Source organism: Pseudomonas sp. PB105 (assembly GCF_009764655.1).
GTDB lineage: Bacteria > Pseudomonadota > Gammaproteobacteria > Pseudomonadales > Pseudomonadaceae > Aquipseudomonas > Aquipseudomonas cyclaminis.
On record NZ_RWIO01000092.1, the window covers coordinates 244,346 to 267,613 of the forward strand.

Consider the following 23,268-nt stretch of genomic DNA (forward strand, 5'->3'; position numbering starts at 1 on the left):
CGCCTTACCAAACAATGATGAGGCCCGCATGAGTGACATCCTCGCAGACAGCTTAGACGGCGTAGAGCGCCGGTCGCTGGCTGACTTCACCGAAAATGCCTACCTCAACTACTCCATGTACGTGATCATGGACCGTGCCTTGCCGCATATCGGCGACGGCCTCAAGCCTGTGCAGCGGCGCATCATCTACGCCATGAGCGAGCTGGGCCTGGATGCCGATTCCAAGCACAAGAAGTCGGCGCGTACCGTCGGTGACGTGCTGGGTAAGTTCCACCCCCACGGCGACTCGGCCTGCTATGAAGCCATGGTGCTGATGGCGCAGCCGTTCAGCTACCGCTACACGCTGGTAGATGGCCAGGGTAACTGGGGTGCGCCGGATGATCCCAAGTCCTTCGCCGCCATGCGTTACACCGAAGCGCGTTTGTCGCGTTACTCGGAAGTGCTGCTCAGCGAACTCGGCCAGGGCACTGCGGATTGGGGCCCGAACTTTGACGGCACTCTGGACGAGCCTCTGGTGTTGCCTGCACGTTTGCCGAATATCCTGCTCAATGGCACCACCGGTATTGCGGTTGGCATGGCCACCGACGTACCGCCGCACAACCTGCGGGAAGTCGCCACGGCTTGCGTGCGCTTGCTGGATGAGCCAAAAGCTACGGTCGAGCAGCTCTGCGAGCATATCCAGGGTCCGGATTACCCGACCGAAGCGGAAATCATCACGCCGCGTGCCGACCTGCTGAAGATGTACGAAACCGGCAAGGGCTCGGTGCGCATGCGCGCCGTCTACCACATCGAGGACGGCGACATTATTGTCACCGCGCTGCCGCACCAGGTGTCCGGCGCCAAGGTGCTGGAGCAGATCGCCGCGCTGATGCAGGCCAAACCGTCGAAACTGCCTCAGGTCGCCGACCTGCGTGATGAGTCCGACCACGAAAACCCATGCCGCATCGTGATCATTCCGACCAACAGCCGGGTCGATCACGAAGTGCTGATGCAGCACCTGTTCGCCAGCACGGACCTTGAGTCCAGCTACCGGGTCAACGTCAACATCATTGGCCTGGACGGCAAGCCACAGCTGAAAAACCTGCGCAACCTGCTGGTGGAGTGGCTGGAGTTCCGGGTACAGACCGTTCGTCGCCGCCTGCAATTCCGCCTGGACAAGGTCGAACGCCGCCTGCACCTGTTGGATGGCTTGCTGATCGCCTATCTCAACCTGGATGAAGTGATCCACATCATCCGTACCGCCGAGCACCCGAAAGCCGAGTTGATTGCGCGCTTCGAGCTGAGCGAGATCCAGGCTGACTACATCCTCGACACCCGCTTGCGTCAATTGGCGCGACTGGAAGAGATGAAGCTACGTGACGAACAGGACGCGTTGCTCAAGGAACAAGCCAAGCTGCAAGCCCTGCTGGGCAGCGAAGCCAAGCTGAAAAAGCTGGTGCGCAGCGAGCTGATCAAAGACGCCGAAACCTATGGCGATGACCGTCGTTCGCCAATCGTGCAGCGCGCTGAAGCCAAGGCGCTGACAGAAACCGAACTGCTGCCTAACGAGAAAATTACCGTCGTTCTGTCGGAAAAGGGTTGGGTTCGTTCAGCCAAAGGGCATGATATTGACGCCACTGGCCTGTCTTACAAAGCGGGTGATGGCTTTAAAACCGCCGCGGCCGGGCGTTCCAACCAGTTTGCGGTGTTTATCGACTCCACGGGGCGCAGCTATTCGGTGCCGGCGCACACCTTGCCGTCCGCGCGGGGGCAGGGCGAGCCGTTGACCGGGCGTCTGACGCCGCCGCCAGGGGCGAATTTTGAATGCGTGCTGCTGCCGGATGATGACTCGCTGTATGTCATCGCCTCCGACGCCGGTTACGGGTTTGTGGTCAAGGGTGAAGACCTGCAGGCCAAGAACAAGGCGGGCAAGGCGCTGTTGAGCCTGCCGAACAACGCCAAGGTGATCTTGCCGCGACCGGTGGATGACCGTGAGAGCAATTGGCTGGCGTCGGTGACTACCGAAGGGCGCTTGCTGGTGTTCAAGATCAGCGATCTGCCGCAGTTGGGCAAAGGCAAGGGCAACAAGATTATTGGTATTCCAGGGGAGCGGGTGGCCAGTCGCGAAGAGTACGTGACCGACATCGCAGTGATCCCGGAGGGCGCTACTTTGGTACTTCAGGCCGGTAAACGCACGCTGTCGCTGCGTCCCGATGACCTTGAGCACTACAAGGGCGAGCGTGGTCGGCGTGGTAATAAACTGCCGCGAGGTTTCCAGCGGGTAGACGCATTGCTGGTGGAAACGCCCGTTTAAGGCGTACTAGAGCCCTCGATCTACGATTTAAAGCGTAGATCGACGCTTTGGCGCTGGAGTCACGGCGCATATTCACGGATGATATGGCCTTTCCAGCGCCGGCGTGGCCGAGCGTGTTTAGGTTATTTTTAGTATTACATTGTGGTTCGCCTTTTGGCAGCCACCTGGATGGGATGATGACTGCTCCACGCCTTCCTCTATTTTTGATGCTCGCTGGCCTTTTGGGGCTGGCGGGTTGCAGCACACACCAACCGGTGTCGCTGTACCAGCTGGACAGCGGAAGTCCGGCGCAACCCGCACAAAGTGCGGGTATGGCGGTTCTGCTGGGCCCGGTGGTTGTCGCCGACTACCTGCAACGCGAAACCCTGCTGCAACGTCAGAACGACGGCAGCCTGCAAGGTTCCACCGATGGCCGTTGGGCGGGCAGTTTGTCGTCCGACATCAACCAGTTGATGCTGCGCCAGGTAGCCGGTCATCTGGACAGCCAGCGTGTGGTCCTCTCACCTGCGCCCGCCGGTTTTTCGCCGGATGTGCAGGTTTTACTGACCATTACGCGGCTGGATTCAGGGACTTCGCAACCGGCGATCCTCGATGCGCAGTGGCGCTTGATCGACCGTCGTGGCCAGGTGCGCGACAGCCGCATCGTGCATTTGCAGGAGCAGCACGCCGGTACTACCGCGTCGCAGGTCCAGGCCCAGGGCGTGTTGTTGCAGAACCTGGCGCAGCAGTTGTCGGTGGCCCTCAAGCCATTGGCCAACCAGCCGCCGATTGCCGAGGCGCCGCGCAAGCAAGCCCCGGCGGTGCAGGCCAGGCCAGCAGAACCGCAGAAGCCTAAAATGCCGATGGCTACGCCGATCCGTACGGATATGGAAGTGTTCAGGTTCTGATCTGAATCGCACAAATAAAAAGGCCCGCTCATTCAGCGGGCCTTTTTATTTGTGTGCGATTAAATGTGGGAGGGGGCTTGCCCCCGATGGCTGAGTATCAGTTGGCACATCATTAACTGAACCACCGCTATCGGGGCAAGCCCCCTCCCACATTAGCCCAGCAGTGTTCTTCAGGGCTTGCGGGTCTCGTGCATCCGCGCCAATTGGCGCTCCAGCATCGACGGGTACGGCTCCATCAGCCGCTCCACACAGCTTGCGCCTTCAGGGCTGGCAATCGGGCGGATGCGGGCGCGTTGGCGGATCAGCGTGTCCTCACTGATCTTGCGCTCCACCAGCAGCAGGTTGCGGCTGTGTTGCGACAGGGCCAGGGCGTCCTGGGCGATCTCGGTCAGCAGCAGGTCGATCTGGCTCATGCCGAACAGGTCGTCACCTACCGTCAAGCCAAGTTGCAGTTGCAGGGTGATGCCACTGTCCGCCACTTCGATCTGCAGGGCATGGCCCAGGGCGCGCAGCAACTCGCCGCAGCAGATGGCGTTGGTCAGGTAGTCTTCGCCGCTGTCTTCGCTGTGGAACAGCATCAGCGTACTGCCATCGTTCAGGGTGTGCAGTTCGCTCTGGTACAGCGAGGCGGCCTGGTCGAGGCAATCGCGATAACGTTCCAGCAATTCGGTCAGGCGTGCGCGGGGCAGGCGGCGCAGTTGGTCCTGGGCACCGAGTTGCACGGCCAGTACGGCGCTGTGCTGGGGCTCGGTGTTCCTTGCCGGTACCGGCTTGGGCGCGATGGCCGGGCTGCTGACCGAGGTGTCGCGCAGGTCGGCGAAGGGGTCTTCGTCGTCCAGCTCGTCTTCTTCGGCCTGGATTACCTTGCGTGTAGCGGGTTTGAGACCTGCCGCCGGCGCGCTTTCATCGAAGCCTGGATCTCGCAGGTTGCGCACTTCAAACTCTGGCTCGTCGTCGTAATCGGTGTCGTCGAACTCAGGTTCCGGCTCAGCCTTGGGCGCTGGCTCCGGCGCGAAGCTGGCGTGCAATTGGCGGGCGAGGTCACCTATCTCATCCTGGCGGTCGGTGGCCGGGGTGTGTTCGTCGATATCCCGCAGCCAGATGCGCAGTTGCATCAAGGGCGTGGAGATATGCCGGCCCAGGCGCAGGCTCAAGGCCAGTGCCAGTGCCAGCAGGATCGCGCTGAGGATGCCCATGCTTTGCAGGCTGATGGTCATCGGCTGCTGGAATTGCTGCATGTCCAGGCTGATGCGCAGTTGGCCGGCTTTCACATCCTGGAATGTAATGTTGCTCTGGTACAGACCTTCGGCTTCACCCAGCAGGCCGTTTTTCGGGCGCTGCCCGGCTTCGGCCATGATGCGGTTGTCCACGCTGTAGATCGCGGCGTGGGCCACCAGCGGGTTTTTGGTCAGGTTGTTGAGCAGCACGTTGAGGCTGAGGATGTCGTTGGACACCAACAGCTCAGTCGCCGAGGTGGCGGTCTGGGTGGTCAGGCTCTCGCCCAGGGCGTCGGCTTGCTCGTGCATGGCCTGTTTGAACTGCAAACCCATCACACAGGCATAGATCACCAGGGCCAGGGCGACCAGGATCACGTTATGGCTGGCGATGCGTAATGCGATCGGTACACGGCGGTGGCGCAGTGCCCGGAAGATCAGCAGGAAGAAGTTATCGGTTTTTACTGGCGTGGGCCGGTTCACTTGCGCTCGGCTCTCGGTCCGTGAAGTTGACGCGCAGTATAGCGACAGGCCCAAGACCGGCAAAGCGCTGGCTGTGCCCGATGGTCACTGAAAGTGGGTAGAATGCGGTTTTTTTCCAGCCTGGGGGTGCGCCTTGCGCGAAATTGTCCTGATTAACATCACTGGCGAAGACCGTCCGGGTCTTACCGCTGCCATTACCGGTGTGCTGGCCCAGGGTGGTGTGAACATTCTCGACATCGGCCAGGCGGTGATCCACGACACCCTGTCGTTCGGCATCCTGGTGGAAATCCCTAGCACCGAGCAGGCCTCGTCAGTGCTCAAGGACATCCTCTTTACCGCGTACAAGCTCGACCAACAGGTGCGTTTCACCCCGGTATCCGAAGAGGATTACCAGCACTGGGTGGCCGGCCAGGGCAAGAAGCGCCATATCGTCACGTTGCTGACCCGTAAGGTCACCGCCGAACAACTGCAGCGCGTCAGCTCGATCACGGCGCAGTACGGCCTTAATATCGACCATATCGACCGTCTGTCGGGCCGCATGCCCCTGGACACGCCTGCTGACCAGGGCAAGGGCTGCATCGAGTTCTCCGTGCGCGGCGAACCGGCCGATCCGCAGGCCCTGCGCGCCGAATTCCTCAGTGTGGCCCAGGAGCTGAATGTCGACATCGCCTTCCAGGAAGACTCGCTATTCCGTCGCAACCGTCGCCTGGCGGTGTTCGACATGGACTCCACGCTGATCGAAGCGGAAGTCATCGACGAGCTGGCCAAGGCCGCGGGCGTGGGTGAGCAGGTTTCGGCGATCACCGAGCGCGCCATGGCCGGCGAGCTGGACTTTCGCGCCAGTTTCAAAGAACGTCTGGCGCTGCTCAAAGGCCTGGATGTCAGCGTGCTGGACTCTATCGGTGCCTCGCTACGCCTGACTGAAGGCGCCGAAACCCTGTTCGCCGAACTCAAGCGCCTGGGCTACAAGACTGCAATCCTGTCCGGCGGCTTCACCTACTTCGCCAAGCAATTGCAGGCCAAGCTGGGCATCGACTATGTGTTCGCCAATGAGTTGGAAGTGGTGGATGGCAAGGTGACGGGCGTGGCGGTGGAGCCGATTGTCGACGCACAGCGCAAAGCGGATCTGCTGAAGGAGTTGGCCCACAAGGAAGGCTTGCGTCTGGAGCAGACCATTGCGGTCGGCGACGGCGCGAATGACTTGCCGATGCTGGCGATTGCCGGCTTGGGTGTGGCGTTCCGTGCCAAGCCGTTGGTCAAGCAATCGGCCAAGCAGGCGATTTCGACGTTGGGGTTGGATGGCGTGCTGTATCTGCTGGGCTTTCGCGACCGCGACGGTCAGCTGTAACTGAGTGTGGGAGGGGGATTGCCCCCTCCCACATTGGATCTTTACAGCTCTGGAATTACGCTTTCGGCAGTGCGATGCCTTGACCCATCTGCACAGGCGAACCCGCCAGCAGTTCTTCAGACCACTTAACCTGATCCGGCCCGAACAGCACAATCGCGGTCGAACCCAGCTTGAAGCGGCCCAGCTCCGCGCCTTTCTCCAGGTGAATCGGCGCACGTGCGGCTTCGTCGTAGCGGAAGGTTTTCAGCTCGCGCTTTGGTGGTGTTACCAGGCCAGCCCATACGGTTTCAATCGACGCGACGATCATCGCACCCACCAACACCACGGCCATCGGACCACGCTCGGTGTCGAAGATGCAGGCAACGCGCTCGTTACGCGCAAACAGCTCCGGCACATTTTCGGCGGTGGTCTGGTTGACCGAGAAGATGCGGCCCGGAATATAGACCATTTCCCGCAGGGTGCCGGCCAGTGGCATGTGCACGCGGTGGTAGTCCTTGGGTGATAGATAAACTGTCGCAAAATCCCCGCCCATGAACGGTGCTGCTACAGCCGCATCACCACCCAGCAACTCCAGCACGCTGAAGCTATGGCCTTTAGCCTGGAACACACGACCATGTTCAATCGGTCCGAGCTGGCTGACCGCACCGTCGGCCGGGCTGAGCACCGCGCCTGGAGTTGGGTCCAGTGGGCGCGCGCCATCCTTGAGGGCGCGGGTGAAGAAGGCGTTGAAGTGCTCGTAGGCGGTCACGTCTTCAACCAACGCTTGAGACATATCCACTTGGTAGCGCTTGGCGAACCAGGTAGTGAATGCATTCTTGAACCAACGCACGCGGCACTCGGCAATGCAGCCCGCCAGGCGCGACAGCAGGTGGTGCGGCAGCAAGTACTGGCTGAGGATAAACAACTGCTTTTTCATAACTGTCCTTAAACCTTAAATCTCAACGGGGGTGTCGGGGTGGTTGCCCCATTCGCCCCAGGAACCGGCATAACCTTTGACTCGCGGATAACCGAGCGCCTTGGCCACCAGGTAGGTGAAGCCAGAGCGGTGGTGAGTCTGGCAGTGGGTGATGATTTCTTTATCTTTCGTCAGCCCGAGGTTTTCAAGGATTTGCGGCATGTCGCGGCGGATACGCAGGTTGCGTGCCTTGTCCATGCCGGCGGTCCACTCGAAATTCACCGCGCCGGGGATGTGCCCGCCTTTGGCGGCAAGCACCTTTTCACCGGAGTACTCCAGCGGGCCGCGTGCGTCCCAGATGCCCAGGTCGACCGCGCCGAGGCGGCTTTGCAGGTATTCGCGGGTCGCGGTGGGGCCGTCGTGCAACGTGAGGCTGACCGGGCCGCCGACTGGAGCTGGGACATCAGTGGAAACAGGGTGCTTATCTTCCAGCCACGCCAGCAGGCCGCCATCGAGGTAGTGATATTTCTGGTGGCCGATCACGTCGAGCAGCCAGATAAAACGCCCGGCCCAGCCGCCGCCTTCGTCGTCGTACACCACGTAGGTGGCGTCGGGCGTGTGGCCCAGTTCGCCGAAGAGCTTTTCCAGGTCGGCTTTATTGGGCAGCAGGCCGGGTGCCGGCGGCTGGCCCAGTTGGGTGCGCTTGGGGTCAACGAAATGCGCGCCGGGGATATGCCCTTCGGCGTAGCGGGCGGCGCTGGTGAGGTCCACCAGAATCAGGTGCTCGGCATCCAGTCTGCCGAGCAGGTCGCTGGATTCGATCACCAGCGGCAAGCCAGAGAAGTCAGGCATGTGAGGTCTCCTGGGCACAAATGTTGGCGATAAAGGACGGCGATTGTAGCGCAAGCATCAGGCGCTGCGGTTGGTAAAGCTGTGCAGGGCTTTCTCAATGCATTGGGCGGTTTTGCCGAAGGCCTGCACGGTGGTTTCCGAGAACGGCCCGCCGCCCTGGTCGGCGACCATCACCATCACCACGCGGCCATTGCAGCTCATCGAGCGCAACAGCAGGTGTTCACCGGTGAACAGGCGGCGCAGGATCGGCGGCAGCAAGGCCGAGAACTGCGCGTGGTTGTCCGGCGTCAGGCGCACTTGGGCGGATTTTTCCAGCAGGCGTTGCAGCAGCGTGCTGTTGACCACGTCCAGGCTCAGGTTGGCCGCGTCTTTGGGCAGGCCGTCGGCCTGGTGTACACGCAAGGTGCTCAGGGCGCGATCGGCCATGAACAACAGGACACGCTGCATGCCACTGGCCACCAGGGCTTCCTTGGCGCAGGTGGTCAAATGCATGGCATTGGCAAAGCGGCTCGGCTCTACGAGCAGTTCGGTGCAGCGGTTGCGCCAAACGGCCAGGGCCTCGGCAGTCGGTGGCGGCGCCGGCAGCAGGCCGCGATGGATCTTCTGTACGTGCCACGGCCAGATCAGCGACAGCGCCGGGTGCCAGAGGTCGGGCATCAGGGCGGTGCGGGCGCTGGTCACGGCTTGTTGGTGAGAGTGTTGCTGCACCTCTGCCAAGGGCTGTTGCAGGTACAGGGCGGTGAGGTATTGCCAGCGTTGGGTGTGCGGGCAGGTCCAGGACTCCTGGGCCGACATCGCCAGGCCATTGGCCAGCAGCACGGTATTGGCCGGCTGGTTCAGCCAGCGGCGCAGATTGGGTTCGGCGTCGAGCAATTGCTGGTGGCGCAACGGGTCGTCTTCGCGGGCGATATGCAGCGCCTTGACCAGCAAACGTTGTTCGCGCAGCAACAGGGTATAGCCCTGGGATACCCAGATCGGCAGGTGCCAGGCTTCGGTCAGGCCCAGGCACAGGTCCAGCAGGCGCACGCCGAACAGTTCCTGCTCGACCTTGCGTGCAGGCTCGCCTTTGTGGATGACGCGCAGTTCCCACTCTTCAAGCAGCTTGGGGTAGGCAACGGCCATCGGCCACAGCGGCGACAGAAACAGCAGGCTGCCCCAGTGAATGTCCTGCCAGAGCCGCGCCAGACGGCTGCCGAACAAGCCGTTGGCCTGCTGCGACGCGTGCTGGCTCACCAGCAGCAGCTGGCGCAATGCCACGGGAATCTCTTGAGCGGGCAACGAGGGCAGGCGTGCGAGCAGTTCTTCGGCGCGCTTGAGGCCCAGGCGGTTAAGCGCCACTTCAAGGTTTTCCGCCGGTTCCGCCAGGCTGCCATGGGTGTGGCTGTTGGCCTCGCGCATCACGCTGAGCACCAGGGCGGGGCTGTTCTGCATCAGTTCGGCAATATCTCGCAACGAACTGCGGCTGTCGCGGATGGCTTTGCACACTCGGTCATGGCTGGCCTGAGGAACGGGCAGCAGTACGTCGTCCAGACGCTTGATCCAAGCGGCGAGAGAGGAAGGTCTTACAGATGGGACTGTCGTTTCATTAGCCATGATTGGGGCGCGATCATCACTTGCGGTCAACACGCCCGGAGCGGGCCGAACTGGCTTTTCGCCTTAACGGGCTATAGTCTGGCGCAGTTTTGCCGATAAGAGGAACAAGAGTTTTCCAGTTCCCCCAAATATGTCCATGAACCCGACGGCGCAAGTACTCATCTCCTATGGCTAAAATTATCGGCATCATCGTCGTCTTCGCGAGCGTGCTCGGCGGGTACGTCCTGTCCCACGGTAAAATTGCGGCACTGATCCAGCCTTTCGAAGTGCTGATCATTGGTGGTGCGGCACTGGGCGCCTTCCTGCAGGCCAACCCCGGCTACATGACCATGCACGTGGTCAAGAAATCGCTGGCCATGTTCGGTTCGCGCTTTACCCACACCTTCTACCTGGAAGTGCTGGGCCTGGTGTACGAGATCCTCAACAAGAGTCGCCGCGAAGGCATGATGGCCATCGAGGCCGACATCGAGGACGCCGCCGCCAGCCCGATTTTCGCCAAATACCCGGCCGTGCTCAAAGATGAGCGCATGACCGCCTATATCTGCGACTACCTGCGCATCATGTCCTCCGGCAACATGGCCCCCCACGAGCTGGAAGGCCTGTTCGACATGGAATTGTTCAGCCTTAAAGAAGAGCTGGAACACCCTTCCCACGCGGTGACCGGCATCGCCGACGGCATGCCTGGCTTCGGTATTGTTGCGGCGGTGCTCGGTATCGTGGTGACCATGGCATCCCTGGGCGAAGGTGACCAAGCGGCCATCGGCATGCACGTAGGTGCGGCGCTGGTGGGTACGTTCTTCGGTATTCTCGCGGCTTATGGTTTCTTCGGCCCGCTGGCCACCTCCCTGGCTCACGATGCCAAGGAAGAAATCAATCTGTACGAATCGATCAAGGCCAGCCTGGTAGCGTCCGCGTCCGGCATGCCGCCATCGCTGGCGGTCGAGTTCGGTCGCAAGGTGTTGTACCCGAAGCATCGCCCAAGCTTCGCCGAGCTGGAACAAGCGGTTCGCGGTCGCTAAGCCATGGAAAACAACCAGCCGATAATCATCAAGCGCGTCAAGCGCTTCGCTGCGGGGCACCATGGTGGCGCCTGGAAAATCGCCTTCGCCGACTTTGCGACGGCGATGATGGCGTTCTTCCTGGTGCTGTGGCTGATGTCTACCGCCACGCCCGAACAGAAGATCGCCATCGCCGGTTACTTCAAAGACCCGATTGGCTTCTCGGAAAGTGGTACGCCGTTTGTGATCGACCTGGGCGGCTCGCCGCAGTTGGCGCCTGAGCGCACCATCAACCCAGAGGTCAAGACCGAGGCCCCGCAGGAAAAAATCCCGATCGAGCGTGACACGGTCGAGAGCATGGCCGAGCAGGTCGAGCAGGAACGCCTGGAGTTGTTGCTGCAAGAGTTGCAGACCAAGGTGGATGAAAATCCGCAGCTGCTCAAATTCAAGGATCAGATCTCGTTCGAGATCACGCCCGAAGGCCTGCGCATCCAGATTACCGATGCCGCCAACCGGCCGATGTTCGATTCCGGCAGCGCGCGGCTCAAGCCTTACTTCGAAGACATCCTGCTGGCCATGGCTGACACCATCAAGGCGGTGCCGAACAAGATCAGCATCAGCGGCCACACCGACGCCAAGCCGTATGCCGGCCAGGGTGATTTCGGCAACTGGGAACTCTCGGCCAACCGCGCCAACGCCGCCCGCCGTGCGTTGGTGGCAGGCAGCTACCCCGACCCGCAAGTGGCGCGCGTGGTGGGTTTTGCTTCCTCGCAGCTATTCGAGCCCAAGGATCCGTTCAATCCGATCAACCGGCGTATCGACATCGTGGTGCTGACCAAAAAGGCCCAGCGTGCGATTGAAGGTGATCAGCCGCCCGTTGTGCCAACCCCAGGCGCGGGCGCACCCGGCGAAGTGCCGACTGACCCGAACGCCATCCCGCCGGGGCAGGAGCCGTTGCCGGCCCACGAACTGCGGCAGAAGCTGAATCTGTTTGATGATGGTGGGATGAAGGATCCTACGGTGCCTAAGGCGGGCTCCTAAGGTTCATGCCGTGCGCCGCACCAATGAAAACGCCCCGATGAACGGGGCGTTTTCATTGGTGCTCAGAGTGGCAGGTACGCTTTAACACCGCTGATCACACCCCGCATATCGTCGGAGCACAATCGAGGTACGAAGTACTCTCGCCCTTTGGACCGAGTCTTTCTGTGGAGTTTGTCGAGCCGTTCGAAGCTGACTGTGTAAATCATGTCGCACTTCACCCACAGCTCTTTGTAGCCGTCGGATTGAAGCGGATTGCTGCGTAGCAAATGATGCCAGTCGTGTTGAATTTCTGGTGCGGTAGATGAGATCGGCACGACGGTGCACAGTTTTCGATTGTGAGTGGCGGTAGGAGATATCACGACGACTTTACGGATTTTCAGCATTTCCGGTGCCACGAAGCCTCGGGTGAAATCGCACAGAAGAACATCGCCTTGTTTCGGGTGATAGTAGAGAGCCACTCGTGAATGTCCCACAAAAAGCAAAGCCGCCCGAAGGCGGCTTCATTCGACACGCAGTGGAGCTTGCTTCGCCCCTTCTGCGCCGCTGGATCAACCCGAAAGGATCCAGACTCCTGCCAGCTTTCGCTGGTGACGGAGCGATTATGGGCATCAGAAATTCCGAATTCAAGCTGGCTTGTGTCGACGAGCCACCCAGTTATGTTGAATTCTTGATGCCAACTCCCATTAAATCAATGGAATAGGGCGCTCTGCATTGGCATTTATATGTATCAAGGCATGCCTGCTCAGTAACTGCTCTCCGGGAGGCTCGCAATAATCGACCGATAGCTGTTCATCCGCTGCTGCTGCACGCGCCCATCTTCCAAGGCCTTGAGCAACGCACAGCCCGGCTCGCGATCGTGCTTGCAATCGCGAAAACGGCAGGTACCGATCAGGTCGTTGAACTCGATGAAGCCCGCTTCCACATCGCTGCGGCTGACGTGGCCCAAGCCGAATTCACGGATGCCAGGGGAGTCGATCAGCTCACCGCCGCCGGGGAAGTGAAACAGTCGCGCGGTGGTGGTGGTGTGGGTGCCCTGGCCGGACAGTTCCGACAGCGGGCCGACACGGGTGTCGACTTCCGGCAGCAAGCTGTTGACCAGCGATGACTTGCCCACGCCGGACTGGCCGACAAACACACTGATGCGCCCGTCCAACTGCTGTTGCAGCTGTTCCATGCCGTTACCGTGGTGAGCCGAGACTTCCAGCACCGGGTAACCCAGGGTTCGGTAGACCGCCAGCAAGGCATTGAGCGCCGGAGCGTTCTGCTCGTCGATCAGGTCGAATTTGTTCAGCAGCAACAGCGGGCGAATGCCGGCGTGCTCGGCGGCTACAAGGTAGCGATCGATCAGGTTGGCATGGGGCTCGGGCAGCGGCGCGAACACGATCACGATCATGTCGACGTTGGCCGCTACCGGCTTGAGCTGGCCGCGGCTGTCGGGCCGGCGCAGTTCGGTGGTGCGCGGCAGCTGGGCGACGATCACGCCGATGCCCTGGTTGCCTGCACGCCACACGACCTTGTCGCCGGTGACCAGCGCCGGCAGGTTTGCGCGCAAATGGCAGCGGGACACAGAGCCTGCCAGTTCGCCTTCCAGCGCCTCGACTTCGACCTGCACACCAAAGTGCGCGATCACCAGGCCCGTTTGCTCGGGGCCCAGGTCGCCGCCCTCAAGCGCTTCCACGGCGGAGGATTCACGTTTGGCGGCGCGAGCGGCGCGTTCGCCTTGAATCTTTTCGATGCGCCAGTTTTGGCGACGGTTGAGCTGGCGTTTGGCCATTGGTGTTCCGTGTTGATAATGCAAAGGTTGGGTAAAACGGTCGCGAGTCTAGCACGGCCCCGCCTGCTAAACTGCGCAGCTACGCCAAGGTGCCAAGAGAATCAAGCCATGCAAAACCCACAGAACCTGATTTGGATCGATCTGGAAATGACCGGTCTGAACCCCGACACCGACGTCATCATCGAGATGGCGACCATTGTCACCGACAGTAACCTCAACACCTTGGCCGAAGGTCCGGTGATCGCCATCCACCACAGCGACGCCGTTCTCGCCACCATGGACGAGTGGAACACCCGCACCCACGGCAACTCCGGCCTGACCCAGCGTGTGCGCGACAGCCGCATCAGCATGGCCGAGGCCGAAGCCGAAACCATCGCCTTCCTGGAAAAGTGGGTGCCCAAGGGCAAATCGCCGATCTGCGGCAACAGCATCTGCCAGGACCGCCGCTTTCTTTATACCCACATGAAGGAGCTGGAAAGCTACTTCCACTACCGCAACCTGGATGTGTCGACCTTGAAGGAACTGGCCGCGCGTTGGGCGCCGGAAGTCAAAGACGGCTTCCACAAAGGCAGCACCCATTTGGCGCTGGACGATATTCGCGAGTCGATCGCCGAGTTGCAGCATTACCGCAAGCACTTCATCAAGGCTTGAAACGGTTTCTTACCGTGTCCGGGCTTCCTGTGGTGAGCGGGCTTGTCCCGCGTTGGGCTGCGTAGCGGCCCCACTACCGTCGCCGCATTCCTCCCGATAAATATCATCGCCAACTATTTGGGGCTGCTGCGCAGCCCAGCGCGGGGCAAGCCCGCTCACTACAATTTTACAAGGATCGCCATCATGCTGCTGATGCTTTACCTGATCGCCATCACCGCCGAAGCCATGACCGGTGCCCTCTCTGCGGGGCGTCGCGGCATGGATTGGTTCGGCGTGGTGCTGATTGCCTGTGTAACGGCGCTGGGTGGCGGTTCGGTGCGGGATGTGTTGCTGGGGCATTACCCGCTGACATGGGTCAAACACCCGGAGTACCTGGTGCTGACCTCGGTGGCGGCGCTGGTGACAATCTTTATCGCGCCCCTGATGCGCCGCCTGCGCTCGTTGTTCCTGGCGTTGGACGCCTTGGGCCTGGTGGCCTTCACGCTGATCGGTTGCATGACTGCCCTGGAAATGGGGCACGGTATGTTGGTGGCGTCAGTGAGCGGCGTGATCACCGGGGTTTTTGGCGGCATCCTGCGGGATATTTTCTGCAACGACATTCCGCTGATCTTCCGCCGCGAGCTCTACGCCAGCGTGTCGTTCCTAGCCGCGTGGTTCTATTTGCTCTGTTTGTATCTGCAATTGCCCAGCGAGCAAGCGATCCTGCTGACCCTGTTCAGCGGCTTTCTATTGCGCCTGTTGGCGATCCGTTTTCACTGGGAAATGCCCAAGTTCGTCTACAACGACGACGTGCACTAGCGCGTAGCGTGCTGGTTCAGCGCCCATTCCACATGTTCGCGCACCAGCTCCGAGGGGTAATCCCGGCGCGCCTTCAAGGCTTCCAGCACCGGGATGCTCGACGGCGCATTGCCCAGGCCCACCGCCAGGTTGCGCAGCCAGCGCTCGTAGCCGGCGCGGCGCAGGGGCGAGCCCTCGGTGCTGCTGAGGAATTTATCCTCGTCCCACATAAACAGTTCGGCCAGTTCTGCGTTATCCAAGTTATGCCGAGGCTTGAAATCGCCCTCGGTGGTGGCGCGGGCGAAACGATTCCACGGGCAAACGATCTGACAGTCATCGCAGCCGAACACGCGGTTGCCAATCAGCGGGCGCAGGTCTTCAGGAATGGCGCTCTTGAGTTCGATGGTCAGATAGGAAATACAGCGCCGGGCGTCCAGCACGTAGGGGCCGACAAAGGCGTTGGTCGGGCAAATATCCAGGCACGCCGTGCAACGGCCGCAGTGTTCGGTGCTATGGGGCTCATCCACCGGCAGCGGTAAATCGACAAACAGCTCGCTGAGGAAGAAATAACTGCCAGCCTTGCGGTTGAGTACCAAGGTGTTTTTACCGATCCAGCCCAGGCCGGCCTTTTCGGCGATGGCTTTTTCAAGTACGGGCGCGCTGTCGACAAAGGCGCGGAAGCCAAACGGGCCGATCTGCGCCTGAATCCGGTCGGCCAGTTGCTGTACGCGCTTGCGGATCAGCTTGTGGTAGTCACGGCCCAGGGCGTAGCGCGAGATGTAGGCTTTTTCCGGCTGGGCCAGTAGTTGCGCCATTTGAGTGTCGCCGGGTAGATAGTCCATGCGCAGCGAGACCACGCGCAAGGTGCCGGGAACCAGCTCGTCAGGGTGCGAGCGTTTGCTGCCATGGGCGCCCATGTAGTCCATTTCGCCGTGGTAGCCCGCGTCGAGCCAGCGTTGCAGGTGCTGTTCATGCTCAGCCAGGTCCAGGCCGCTGATGCCGACTTGTTGAAAGCCCAGCTCGCGGCCCCAGTCTTTGATCGATTGGGCGAGGGCGGGCAGATCGGAGGTAATAGCGGGCATGAGACACGGGAAACCACAGGTTAGATGCGTATAATTCTGCCAGACATCGGAGCTTGAAGACGCATGCCGCAGACAAAACACGAAATAACCGACGTTCAGTCCTTGTTGCACGGCCATTTGTCGCAACTGGCTGCGCGTTCCCCGGACGCCCATAAAGGCCAGTTCGGCCACTTGCTGGTCATTGGTGGCGATCGCGGCTTTGGCGGCGCAGCGCTGTTGAGTGCGCAAAGTGCCTTGCGCAGCGGGGCAGGCATGGTGTCACTGGCGACTCGCCTTGAGCACGTGCCTGCCGCGTTGGCTCGCATGCCGGAAGTCATGACCGTAGGCGTGAGCTCAGCCAACCAGCTTATGAGCCTGCTGGAAAAAATCTCGGTCATCGTCATTGGTCCGGGCCTGGGTGAGGCGTCCTGGGGTAAAAGCCTGATATCGGTTGCCGCCAACGCACAGCTGCCTCAGGTGTGGGACGCAGACGCATTGAATCAGTTGGCTGCTGGTACTGTGAGTCTTCCGAGCGGCAGTGTGATTACGCCGCATCCGGGCGAGGCTGCGCGCTTGTTGGGTATTTCGACAGCCGAGGTACAGGCCGACCGTCTTAAGGTAGCGCGCGCGTTGAGCCAGAAATTCAAGGCAGTGGCTATCCTCAAGGGTGCTGGCAGTTTGATTGCCAGCCCCGATGGCCGTGTTTCCCGTTGTGATCAGGGCCATCCGGCAATGGCGACGGCAGGTTTGGGCGATGTATTGGCCGGCCTGGTGGGTGCGCTGATGGCCCAAGGCATGCCGGCTTATGAAGCAAGCTGCCTGGCCGTGTGGTTGCACGCCACGGCGGGGGATCGCCAGGGCAGCCTGGGGCGTGGCCTGGCGGCCAGCGACCTGATACCGGCCATTCGTCAATTGTTGGAGGAGCAGTCGCCGTGCCTGAAGTAATCCTTTTCCTGGCCGATGAAGACGCCATGGTCGCGTTCGGTTATCGCATTGCGCAGGTCACGGGCGGCGCGGGATTGATCTTTCTCGAAGGCGATCTGGGGGCGGGCAAGACCACGCTGTCACGGGGCATCATTCGTGGGTTGGGCCACGTGGGGGCGGTAAAAAGTCCTACGTTTACCTTGGTCGAGCCCTATGAGATCGATGCGGCGCGTGCTTTCCACTTCGACCTCTATCGCCTGGTCGATCCTGAAGAGCTGGAGTACATGGGCATCCGTGATTACTTCGATGAAGACGCACTGTGCCTGATCGAGTGGCCAGATAAAGGCACAGGCTTTTTGCCAAAGCCGGACCTGACCATTACCATTACGCCGCATGAATCAGGACGTCAGCTGAAGTTGTTGCCCCAGAGCCCACGCGGTGAATCGTGGTGTGCTGCTCTGGTATTGGAATTCAAATAATTGGTGGGGTTAGGTATGCGCTTTCGCGCGTTGGTTGCTGTCGTAGGGGTGTTGCTTGCGGCAATGACTGTCAATGCTCTGGCTGCTTCACAGGTGAAGAGTGTTCGCCTGTGGCGAGCGCCGGATAACACGCGACTGGTGTTCGACCTGTCTGGCCCGGTCCAGCACAGCGTCTTTACCCTCACGGCGCCTGATCGCCTGGTGATCGACATCAACGGCGCGACCCTGGCCGCGCCGCTGAAGGTGTCCACCGCCAACACCCCGATTACCGCCATGCGCTCGGCCCAGCGCACGCCGACCGACTTGCGTGTGGTCATCGACCTGAAAAAAGTCGTGACCCCGAAAAGCTTCTCCCTGGCGCCGAATGCCCAGTATGGCAACCGCCTGGTGGTCGACCTGTTCGACAACGCCGCCGATGCCGCACCGCCGCCTGCGCCGACACCGGCCGTGGCGACTGTGCCTGCCGTGCCGGTCAACCCGTCGCAGCCCCAAGTCAAGTTGCCGCCACCGCCGCCTGCCCCGGCGGGCAAACGCGACATTATCGTAGTGATCGACGCCGGCCACGGCGGTGAAGACCCCGGTGCATCCGGCTCGCGGGGCCAGCATGAAAAAGACGTGGTGCTGGCCATCGCCCGTGAACTGCAACGCCAGGTCAACGGCATGAAAGGCTATCGCGCCGAGCTGACCCGTACTGGCGACTACTTCATTCCGCTGCGCGGCCGTACCGAAATCGCCCGCAAGAAGGGGGCTGACCTGTTCGTGTCGATCCACGCTGATGCGGCGCCCTCGACCGCTGCGTTCGGTGCCTCGGTGTTTGCGTTGTCGGATCGCGGCGCTACGTCCGAGACCGCTCGTTGGCTGGCCGACAGCGAAAACCGTTCCGACTTGATCGGCGGTGCCGGCAACGTATCCCTGGATGACAAGGACAAGATGCTCGCGGGTGTATTGCTCGATCTGTCGATGACGGCCTCGCTGACCTCCAGCCTGAACGTCGGCCAGAAGGTCCTGAGCAACATCGGTCGCGTGACTTCGCTGCACAAACAGCGTGTTGAACAGGCCGGGTTCATGGTGCTGAAGTCACCGGACATCCCGTCGATCCTCGTGGAAACCGGGTTTATCTCCAACGCCAACGAAGCGTCCAAGCTCGCCAGTGCCAGCCACCAACAGGCCTTGGCGCGCTCCATCAGCGCCGGTGTGCGTCAGTTCTTCCAGCAAAACCCGCCGCCTGGCACCTACATCGCCTGGCTGCGGGACTCCGGCAAGATCGCCCAAGGCCCGCGTGACCATCGTGTGCAGCCCGGCGATACCCTGGCGATGCTGGCAGTGCGCTTCCAGGTCTCGGCCGCCACGTTGCGCAGTGCCAACAACCTGAAGACCGATGAGTTGAAAGTTGGCCAGGTGTTGACCATCCCAGGCACTGAATTGGCGGCGCAGTAATGAGCGAATCTACCTTGAACAGCGGGTCGCGCATTGAGTTGCTCAGCCCGCGCCTGGCTAACCAGATTGCAGCGGGCGAGGTTGTTGAGCGCCCTGCATCGGTGATCAAGGAACTGCTGGAAAACAGCATCGACTCCGGTGCCAAGCGCATTGATGTCGACGTGGAGCAGGGTGGCGTCAAGTTACTGCGGGTACGTGACGACGGCAGCGGCATTTCTTCCGATGACCTGCCGCTGGCCCTGGCTCGTCACGCCACCAGCAAAATCCGCGACCTGGAAGACCTCGAACGGGTCATGAGCCTGGGCTTTCGCGGTGAGGCCTTGGCTTCGATCAGTTCAGTGGCCCGCCTGACCCTGACTTCCCGCACCCGTAATGCCGAGCAGGCCTGGCAAGTGGAAACCGAAGGCCGTGACATGGCGCCGCGGGTCCAGCCGGCGGCACACCCGGTGGGTACCTCGGTGGAAGTGCGCGACCTGTTTTTCAACACCCCGGCGCGGCGCAAATTCCTCAAGGCCGAGAAAACCGAATTCGATCACCTGCAAGAAGTCATCAAGCGCCTGGCCTTGGCCCGCTTCGACGTGGCATTCCACCTGCGGCACAACGGCAAGACCATCCTCAGCCTGCACGAAGCCCATGACGACGCCGCGCGCGCTCGGCGAGTGTCGGCGATTTGCGGCGGTGGGTTCCTGGAGCAGGCGCTGCCGATCGAGATCGAGCGCAATGGCTTGCGGCTCTGGGGCTGGGTTGGCTTGCCGACTTTCTCTCGTAGCCAGGCGGACTTGCAGTACTTCTTTGTGAATGGCCGTGCGGTGCGCGACAAGCTGGTGGCCCACGCGGTGCGCCAGGCGTATCGCGATGTGCTGTTCAACGGGCGGCATCCGACATTTGTCTTGTTCTTTGAGGTTGACCCTTCGGTGGTCGACGTCAACGTGCACCCGACCAAGCACGAAGTACGCTTCCGTGACGGGCGCATGGTGCATGACTTCCTCTATGGCACCCTGCACCGCGCGCTGGGCGACGTGCGCCCGGATGATCAATTGTCGGCGCCGATAGTGACGGCGGTGGTGCGTCCGAGCGGTCCCGAAGCTGGCGAGTTTGGGCCTCAGGGCGAAATGAGCCTGGCGGCCAACCTGCTGCAATCGCCGCAGTCGCAACCGGCGTATACCGCGCCGGGCTCCGGTGCGGGCGCGGGCTATCAATACCAATACACACCGCGACCGCAGTCGACTGTGCCTGTGGCCGAGGCCCAGGCGGCCTACCGCGAATTTTTCGCGCCGCTGCCGGGTGCCGAGCCGGGCGCAGTGGCCTTGCCGGAAGGTGGCGGTGATATTCCGCCGCTGGGTTATGCACTGGCGCAGCTCAAAGGTATCTATATCCTCGCGGAAAACGCCCACGGCCTGGTGCTGGTGGATATGCACGCCGCACACGAGCGGATCATGTACGAGCGCCTGAAGATCGCCATGGCCAGCGAAGGCCTCAGCGGCCAGCCGCTGCTGGTGCCGGAGTCCCTGGCCGTCAGTCAGCGTGAAGCCGATTGCGCCGAAGAGCACCACAGCGTGTTCCAGAAACTGGGCTTCGAGCTGCAACGCCTGGGGCCGGAAACCCTGGCAATCCGCCAGATTCCGGCGCTGCTCAAGCAAGCCGAAGCCAACCGGCTGGTGGCCGACGTGCTGGCAGACCTGATGGAGTACGGCACCAGTGACCGTATCCAGGCGCACATCAACGAGCTGCTCGGCACCATGGCCTGCCACGGCGCCATCCGCGCCAACCGCCGTCTGGCCCTGCCGGAAATGAATGGCCTGCTGCGTGACATGGAAAACACCGAGCGCAGCGGCCAATGCAACCATGGCCGACCGACCTGGACCCAAATGGGCCTGGACGATCTGGACAAACTGTTCTTGCGCGGCCGTTGATGAGTATCTTGCCCCCCGCGATTTTTCTGATGGGCCCAACGGCCGCCGGCAAGACCGACCTGGCCATCGAGCTGACCAAGGTGTTGCCATGCGAGCTGATCAGTGTCGACTCTGCCCTGGTTTACCGGGACATGGACATCGGTACGGCCAAGCCGTCTAAAGCGCTATTGGCTGAGCATCCGCACCGTTTGATCGACATCATCGACCCGGCCGAGAGCTATTCGGCCGCGGATTTTCGCACCGACGCCCTGGCCGCCATGGCCGAGATCACCGCACGGGGCAACATTCCGCTGCTGGTGGGCGGCACGATGCTCTACTACAAGGCTTTGCAGGAAGGTCTGGCGGATATGCCGCCGGCTGATGCCCAGGTGCGTGCCGAACTCGAAGAAGAGGCTGCACGCCTTGGTTGGCAAGCCTTGCACGACCAGTTGGCGGCGGTGGATCCGGTCTCGGCCGCGCGCATTCACCCCAACGACCCCCAGCGTCTCAGTCGTGCTCTGGAAGTCTGGCGTGTCAGCGGCCAGACCATGACTGAACTACGCCTGAAACAAAGTGCGCAAAGTGCTGACGCAGGCGCTTCTGGACAGTCACAATTGCCCTATACTGTGGCGAATCTGGCCATCGCTCCGGCAAATCGTCAGGTGCTGCATGAACGAATTGCACAAAGATTCACAATTATGTTGGAACAGGGGTTTATCGACGAGGTCGTAGCACTGCGTTCCAGAGGTGACCTGCATCCAGGGTTACCTTCGATACGCGCTGTAGGCTATCGCCAAGTCTGGGATCATCTGGATGGCAAGCTGACGTCAGCCGAAATGCAGGAGCGCGGCATCATTGCCACGCGCCAATTGGCGAAACGCCAGTTCACCTGGCTGCGCAGCTGGAGCGATTTGCACTGGTTGGACAGCCTGGACAGCGACAATCTGTCACGCGCCTTGAAATACTTGGGAACGGTCTCCATATTGAGCTGAGTCCTTGCAATTGCCGTCTATCCTTGGGGGTGTGACGGCCATGAGCTATCTATTTTCCGATTTTTTATTATTGATCCTTAAAGGAGTGCGGCACATGTCAAAAGGGCATTCGCTACAAGACCCTTACTTGAATACTTTACGTAAAGAGAAAGTGGGGGTTTCCATCTATCTGGTCAACGGTATCAAGCTGCAAGGCACGATCGAGTCGTTCGACCAGTTCGTGATCCTGCTGAAAAACACCGTCAGCCAGATGGTTTACAAGCACGCTATCTCGACAGTCGTTCCAGTTCGTCCAATCCGTCTGCCTAGCGCAGCAGGTGACGAAGTCGGTGACGCTGAGCCAGGTAACGCCTGATAGGAGTCTCCTTTGTTCTTTGAGCGCCACGGTGGTGGTGAGCGGGTAATCCTCGTTCACTTGGATGGACAGGACCCTGAGGCGCGCGAAGATCCGCAGGAGTTTCAGGAGTTGGCAAATTCGGCCGGCGCCGAGACCGTTGCGTTTTTTAACGTGCCGCGTCATCGGCCAACCGCCAAATTTCTGATTGGCAGCGGCAAGGTCGAGGAACTGCGCGACCTGGTCCACGCCGAAGAAGCCGATCTGGTGATCTTCAATCACACCCTCACGCCCAGTCAGGAACGTAACCTCGAACGTGTTTTCGAGTGTCGCGTGATCGACCGTACCGGCCTGATCCTCGATATTTTCGCCCAACGCGCCCGTACCCATGAGGGCAAGCTCCAGGTAGAACTGGCCCAGCTTGACCACATGAGCACCCGGCTGGTTCGCGGCTGGACTCACCTTGAGCGTCAGGGTGGTGGCATCGGCATGCGTGGCCCGGGTGAAACCCAGCTCGAAACCGACCGGCGCCTGCTGCGGGTTCGCCTGCGCCAGATCAAGGGCCGCCTCGAAAAAGTACGCAGCCAGCGCGAGCAATCGCGACGTGGGCGTTCTCGCGCGGATATCCCTACCGTGTCCCTGGTGGGCTATACCAACGCCGGCAAGTCAACGCTGTTCAACAACGTGACCCAATCCGACGTGTACGCCGCCGATCAACTCTTCGCCACGCTCGACCCGACCCTGCGCCGCCTGGACATTGGCGACCTCGGGCCGATCGTCCTGGCCGACACCGTGGGTTTCATTCGTCACTTGCCCCACAAGCTGGTCGAGGCATTTCGGTCTACGCTCGAAGAGTCGAGCAATTCCGACCTGCTGTTGCACGTGATCGATGCGGCTGAACCGGATCGCATGTTGCAGATTGAACAGGTGATGGTGGTGCTGGGCGAGATTGGCGCCCAGGACTTGCCGATCCTTGAGGTCTATAACAAACTCGATTTGCTTGAAGGCGTTGAGCCACAAATCCAGCGCGACGAGAACGGCAAACCCCAGCGGGTATGGCTGTCGGCGCGAGATGGCAGTGGCTTGGAGCTGCTTGAACAAGCCATCGCCGAGTTGCTCGGCAGCGATTTGTTTGTCGGCACCTTGCGCTTGCCTCAGCGTTTTGCTCGACTGCGTGCACAGTTTTTCGAGCTGGGCGCGGTACAGAAAGAAGAACACGACGAAGAAGGTGTCAGCTTGCTGGCCGTTCGGTTGCCGCGCTCGGAGCTCAATCGGCTGGTCAGCCGTGAGGGTGTAGTCCCGACAGAGTTCATCGAACAACACACTTTGCAATAAAAGCCTCC

At 61.0% G+C, this 23,268-nt stretch carries 21 protein-coding genes; 14 read left to right on the forward strand and 7 right to left on the reverse strand.

Annotation, left to right across the window (positions count from 1 at the left end):
- Nucleotides 1-28 precede the first annotated feature (28 nt).
- Both parC and EJD88_RS22850 read left to right on the forward strand, forming a co-directional pair.
- Nucleotides 29-2,293: a DNA topoisomerase IV subunit A gene (gene parC, locus EJD88_RS22845; protein ID WP_112193112.1), complete on the forward strand. Its 2,265-nt coding sequence runs from the start codon at nucleotides 29-31 to the stop codon at nucleotides 2,291-2,293.
- Nucleotides 2,294-2,469: 176 nt separating this feature from the next.
- Nucleotides 2,470-3,180, forward strand: coding sequence for a membrane integrity-associated transporter subunit PqiC (locus EJD88_RS22850; RefSeq protein ID WP_177411506.1), 711 nt, complete (start codon nucleotides 2,470-2,472; stop codon nucleotides 3,178-3,180).
- Nucleotides 3,181-3,350: 170 nt separating this feature from the next.
- Here EJD88_RS22850 and EJD88_RS22855 read toward each other — a convergent pair whose 3' ends face one another.
- A complete protein-coding gene (locus EJD88_RS22855) occupies nucleotides 3,351-4,877 on the reverse strand; it encodes an AhpA/YtjB family protein (RefSeq protein WP_158879110.1) in 1,527 nt (508 codons plus the stop codon).
- Nucleotides 4,878-5,010: 133 nt separating this feature from the next.
- Here EJD88_RS22855 and serB point away from each other — a divergent pair, with 133 nt between their 5' ends.
- On the forward strand, nucleotides 5,011-6,225 hold the full coding sequence (serB, locus tag EJD88_RS22860; RefSeq protein ID WP_122305487.1) for a phosphoserine phosphatase SerB: 1,215 nt from the start codon (nucleotides 5,011-5,013) through the stop codon (nucleotides 6,223-6,225).
- 55 nt (nucleotides 6,226-6,280) lie between these two features.
- Here the strand turns inward: serB and asd are convergent, their stop codons facing one another.
- The 3 genes from asd to EJD88_RS22875 are packed head-to-tail and all read right to left on the reverse strand — an operon-like array spanning nucleotide 6,281 to nucleotide 9,565.
- Nucleotides 6,281-7,141, reverse strand: coding sequence for an archaetidylserine decarboxylase (gene asd, locus EJD88_RS22865; RefSeq protein ID WP_099583687.1), 861 nt, complete (start codon nucleotides 7,139-7,141; stop codon nucleotides 6,281-6,283).
- Nucleotides 7,142-7,156: 15 nt separating this feature from the next.
- Nucleotides 7,157-7,972 (reverse strand): rhodanese-like domain-containing protein, encoded by an 816-nt coding sequence (locus EJD88_RS22870; protein WP_099583686.1) that lies wholly within the window; start codon nucleotides 7,970-7,972, stop codon nucleotides 7,157-7,159.
- A 57-nt stretch (nucleotides 7,973-8,029) separates the two neighbouring features.
- A complete protein-coding gene (locus EJD88_RS22875) occupies nucleotides 8,030-9,565 on the reverse strand; it encodes an HDOD domain-containing protein (protein ID WP_099583888.1) in 1,536 nt (511 codons plus the stop codon).
- Between the two features lie 167 nt (nucleotides 9,566-9,732).
- On the opposite strand from EJD88_RS22875, the gene motA reads away from it, so the two are divergent.
- Together motA and motB are read left to right on the forward strand one after the other, a co-directional pair.
- Nucleotides 9,733-10,584, forward strand: coding sequence for a flagellar motor stator protein MotA (gene motA, locus EJD88_RS22880; RefSeq protein ID WP_099583685.1), 852 nt, complete (start codon nucleotides 9,733-9,735; stop codon nucleotides 10,582-10,584).
- Nucleotides 10,585-10,587: 3 nt separating this feature from the next.
- A complete protein-coding gene (gene motB / locus EJD88_RS22885) occupies nucleotides 10,588-11,604 on the forward strand; it encodes a flagellar motor protein MotB (protein ID WP_099583684.1) in 1,017 nt (338 codons plus the stop codon).
- Nucleotides 11,605-11,666: 62 nt separating this feature from the next.
- Here the strand turns inward: motB and EJD88_RS22890 are convergent, their stop codons facing one another.
- The gene (locus EJD88_RS22890; protein WP_099583683.1) at nucleotides 11,667-12,062 is read right to left on the reverse strand and encodes a type II toxin-antitoxin system PemK/MazF family toxin; all 396 of its coding nucleotides are present in this window, start codon (nucleotides 12,060-12,062) and stop codon (nucleotides 11,667-11,669) included.
- Between the two features lie 284 nt (nucleotides 12,063-12,346).
- The gene (rsgA, locus tag EJD88_RS22895) at nucleotides 12,347-13,378 is read right to left on the reverse strand and encodes a small ribosomal subunit biogenesis GTPase RsgA (RefSeq protein WP_003171340.1); all 1,032 of its coding nucleotides are present in this window, start codon (nucleotides 13,376-13,378) and stop codon (nucleotides 12,347-12,349) included.
- A gap of 108 nt (nucleotides 13,379-13,486) precedes the next feature.
- Here rsgA and orn point away from each other — a divergent pair, with 108 nt between their 5' ends.
- Complete coding sequence (gene orn / locus EJD88_RS22900) at nucleotides 13,487-14,029, forward strand: oligoribonuclease (protein ID WP_158879111.1); 543 nt, start codon at nucleotides 13,487-13,489, stop codon at nucleotides 14,027-14,029.
- 180 nt (nucleotides 14,030-14,209) lie between these two features.
- Nucleotides 14,210-14,827 carry a trimeric intracellular cation channel family protein gene (locus tag EJD88_RS22905; RefSeq protein WP_170827587.1) on the forward strand — a complete coding sequence of 206 codons (618 nt, stop codon included), beginning with the start codon at nucleotides 14,210-14,212 and terminating at the stop codon, nucleotides 14,825-14,827.
- Here EJD88_RS22905 and queG read toward each other — a convergent pair.
- The gene (queG, locus tag EJD88_RS22910) at nucleotides 14,824-15,888 is read right to left on the reverse strand and encodes a tRNA epoxyqueuosine(34) reductase QueG (RefSeq protein ID WP_112193117.1); all 1,065 of its coding nucleotides are present in this window, start codon (nucleotides 15,886-15,888) and stop codon (nucleotides 14,824-14,826) included. The two genes, EJD88_RS22905 and queG, sit on opposite strands and share 4 nt — an antisense overlap.
- 63 nt (nucleotides 15,889-15,951) lie before the next feature.
- On the opposite strand from queG, the gene EJD88_RS22915 reads away from it, so the two are divergent.
- From EJD88_RS22915 to hflX, 7 genes are all read left to right on the forward strand, one after another.
- On the forward strand, nucleotides 15,952-16,812 hold the full coding sequence (locus tag EJD88_RS22915; protein WP_158879112.1) for an NAD(P)H-hydrate dehydratase: 861 nt from the start codon (nucleotides 15,952-15,954) through the stop codon (nucleotides 16,810-16,812).
- Nucleotides 16,800-17,270, forward strand: coding sequence for a tRNA (adenosine(37)-N6)-threonylcarbamoyltransferase complex ATPase subunit type 1 TsaE (gene tsaE, locus EJD88_RS22920; protein WP_158879113.1), 471 nt, complete (start codon nucleotides 16,800-16,802; stop codon nucleotides 17,268-17,270). Before EJD88_RS22915 ends, tsaE begins: the two co-directional genes overlap by 13 nt.
- Nucleotides 17,271-17,285: 15 nt before the next feature.
- Nucleotides 17,286-18,707 carry an N-acetylmuramoyl-L-alanine amidase gene (locus EJD88_RS22925; RefSeq protein ID WP_099583678.1) on the forward strand — a complete coding sequence of 474 codons (1,422 nt, stop codon included), beginning with the start codon at nucleotides 17,286-17,288 and terminating at the stop codon, nucleotides 18,705-18,707.
- Nucleotides 18,707-20,620, forward strand: a complete 1,914-nt coding sequence (mutL, locus tag EJD88_RS22930; protein WP_112193121.1) for a DNA mismatch repair endonuclease MutL — start codon at nucleotides 18,707-18,709, stop codon at nucleotides 20,618-20,620. The genes EJD88_RS22925 and mutL overlap by 1 nt, the downstream gene beginning before the upstream one ends.
- Nucleotides 20,620-21,591 (forward strand): tRNA (adenosine(37)-N6)-dimethylallyltransferase MiaA, encoded by a 972-nt coding sequence (gene miaA / locus EJD88_RS22935; protein ID WP_099583676.1) that lies wholly within the window; start codon nucleotides 20,620-20,622, stop codon nucleotides 21,589-21,591. Before mutL ends, miaA begins: the two co-directional genes overlap by 1 nt.
- 94 nt (nucleotides 21,592-21,685) lie before the next feature.
- Entirely contained in the window at nucleotides 21,686-21,946 is a 261-nt protein-coding gene (hfq, locus tag EJD88_RS22940; RefSeq protein ID WP_071482778.1) for an RNA chaperone Hfq, read from the forward strand.
- Nucleotides 21,947-21,958: 12 nt separating this feature from the next.
- Nucleotides 21,959-23,260, forward strand: coding sequence for a ribosome rescue GTPase HflX (gene hflX / locus EJD88_RS22945; RefSeq protein WP_099583675.1), 1,302 nt, complete (start codon nucleotides 21,959-21,961; stop codon nucleotides 23,258-23,260).
- Nucleotides 23,261-23,268 lie beyond the last annotated feature (8 nt).

What these genes read in the sequence shown, in the direction of transcription:
- mutL (WP_112193121.1), top strand. Translation starts at nt 18,707, where the DNA reads ATGAGCGAATCTACCTTGAACAGCGGGTCGCGCATTGAGTTGCTCAGC.
- miaA (WP_099583676.1), top strand. Translation starts at nt 20,620, where the DNA reads ATGAGTATCTTGCCCCCCGCGATTTTTCTGATGGGCCCAACGGCCGCC.
- hfq (WP_071482778.1), top strand. Translation starts at nt 21,686, where the DNA reads ATGTCAAAAGGGCATTCGCTACAAGACCCTTACTTGAATACTTTACGT.
- EJD88_RS22915 (WP_158879112.1), top strand. Translation starts at nt 15,952, where the DNA reads ATGCCGCAGACAAAACACGAAATAACCGACGTTCAGTCCTTGTTGCAC.
- orn (WP_158879111.1), top strand. Translation starts at nt 13,487, where the DNA reads ATGCAAAACCCACAGAACCTGATTTGGATCGATCTGGAAATGACCGGT.
- EJD88_RS22870 (WP_099583686.1), bottom strand. Translation starts at nt 7,972, where the DNA reads ATGCCTGACTTCTCTGGCTTGCCGCTGGTGATCGAATCCAGCGACCTG.
- motB (WP_099583684.1), top strand. Translation starts at nt 10,588, where the DNA reads ATGGAAAACAACCAGCCGATAATCATCAAGCGCGTCAAGCGCTTCGCT.
- rsgA (WP_003171340.1), bottom strand. Translation starts at nt 13,378, where the DNA reads ATGGCCAAACGCCAGCTCAACCGTCGCCAAAACTGGCGCATCGAAAAG.
- EJD88_RS22850 (WP_177411506.1), top strand. Translation starts at nt 2,470, where the DNA reads ATGACTGCTCCACGCCTTCCTCTATTTTTGATGCTCGCTGGCCTTTTG.
- motA (WP_099583685.1), top strand. Translation starts at nt 9,733, where the DNA reads ATGGCTAAAATTATCGGCATCATCGTCGTCTTCGCGAGCGTGCTCGGC.
- queG (WP_112193117.1), bottom strand. Translation starts at nt 15,888, where the DNA reads ATGCCCGCTATTACCTCCGATCTGCCCGCCCTCGCCCAATCGATCAAA.
- parC (WP_112193112.1), top strand. Translation starts at nt 29, where the DNA reads ATGAGTGACATCCTCGCAGACAGCTTAGACGGCGTAGAGCGCCGGTCG.
- asd (WP_099583687.1), bottom strand. Translation starts at nt 7,141, where the DNA reads ATGAAAAAGCAGTTGTTTATCCTCAGCCAGTACTTGCTGCCGCACCAC.
- EJD88_RS22875 (WP_099583888.1), bottom strand. Translation starts at nt 9,565, where the DNA reads ATGGCTAATGAAACGACAGTCCCATCTGTAAGACCTTCCTCTCTCGCC.
- EJD88_RS22925 (WP_099583678.1), top strand. Translation starts at nt 17,286, where the DNA reads ATGCGCTTTCGCGCGTTGGTTGCTGTCGTAGGGGTGTTGCTTGCGGCA.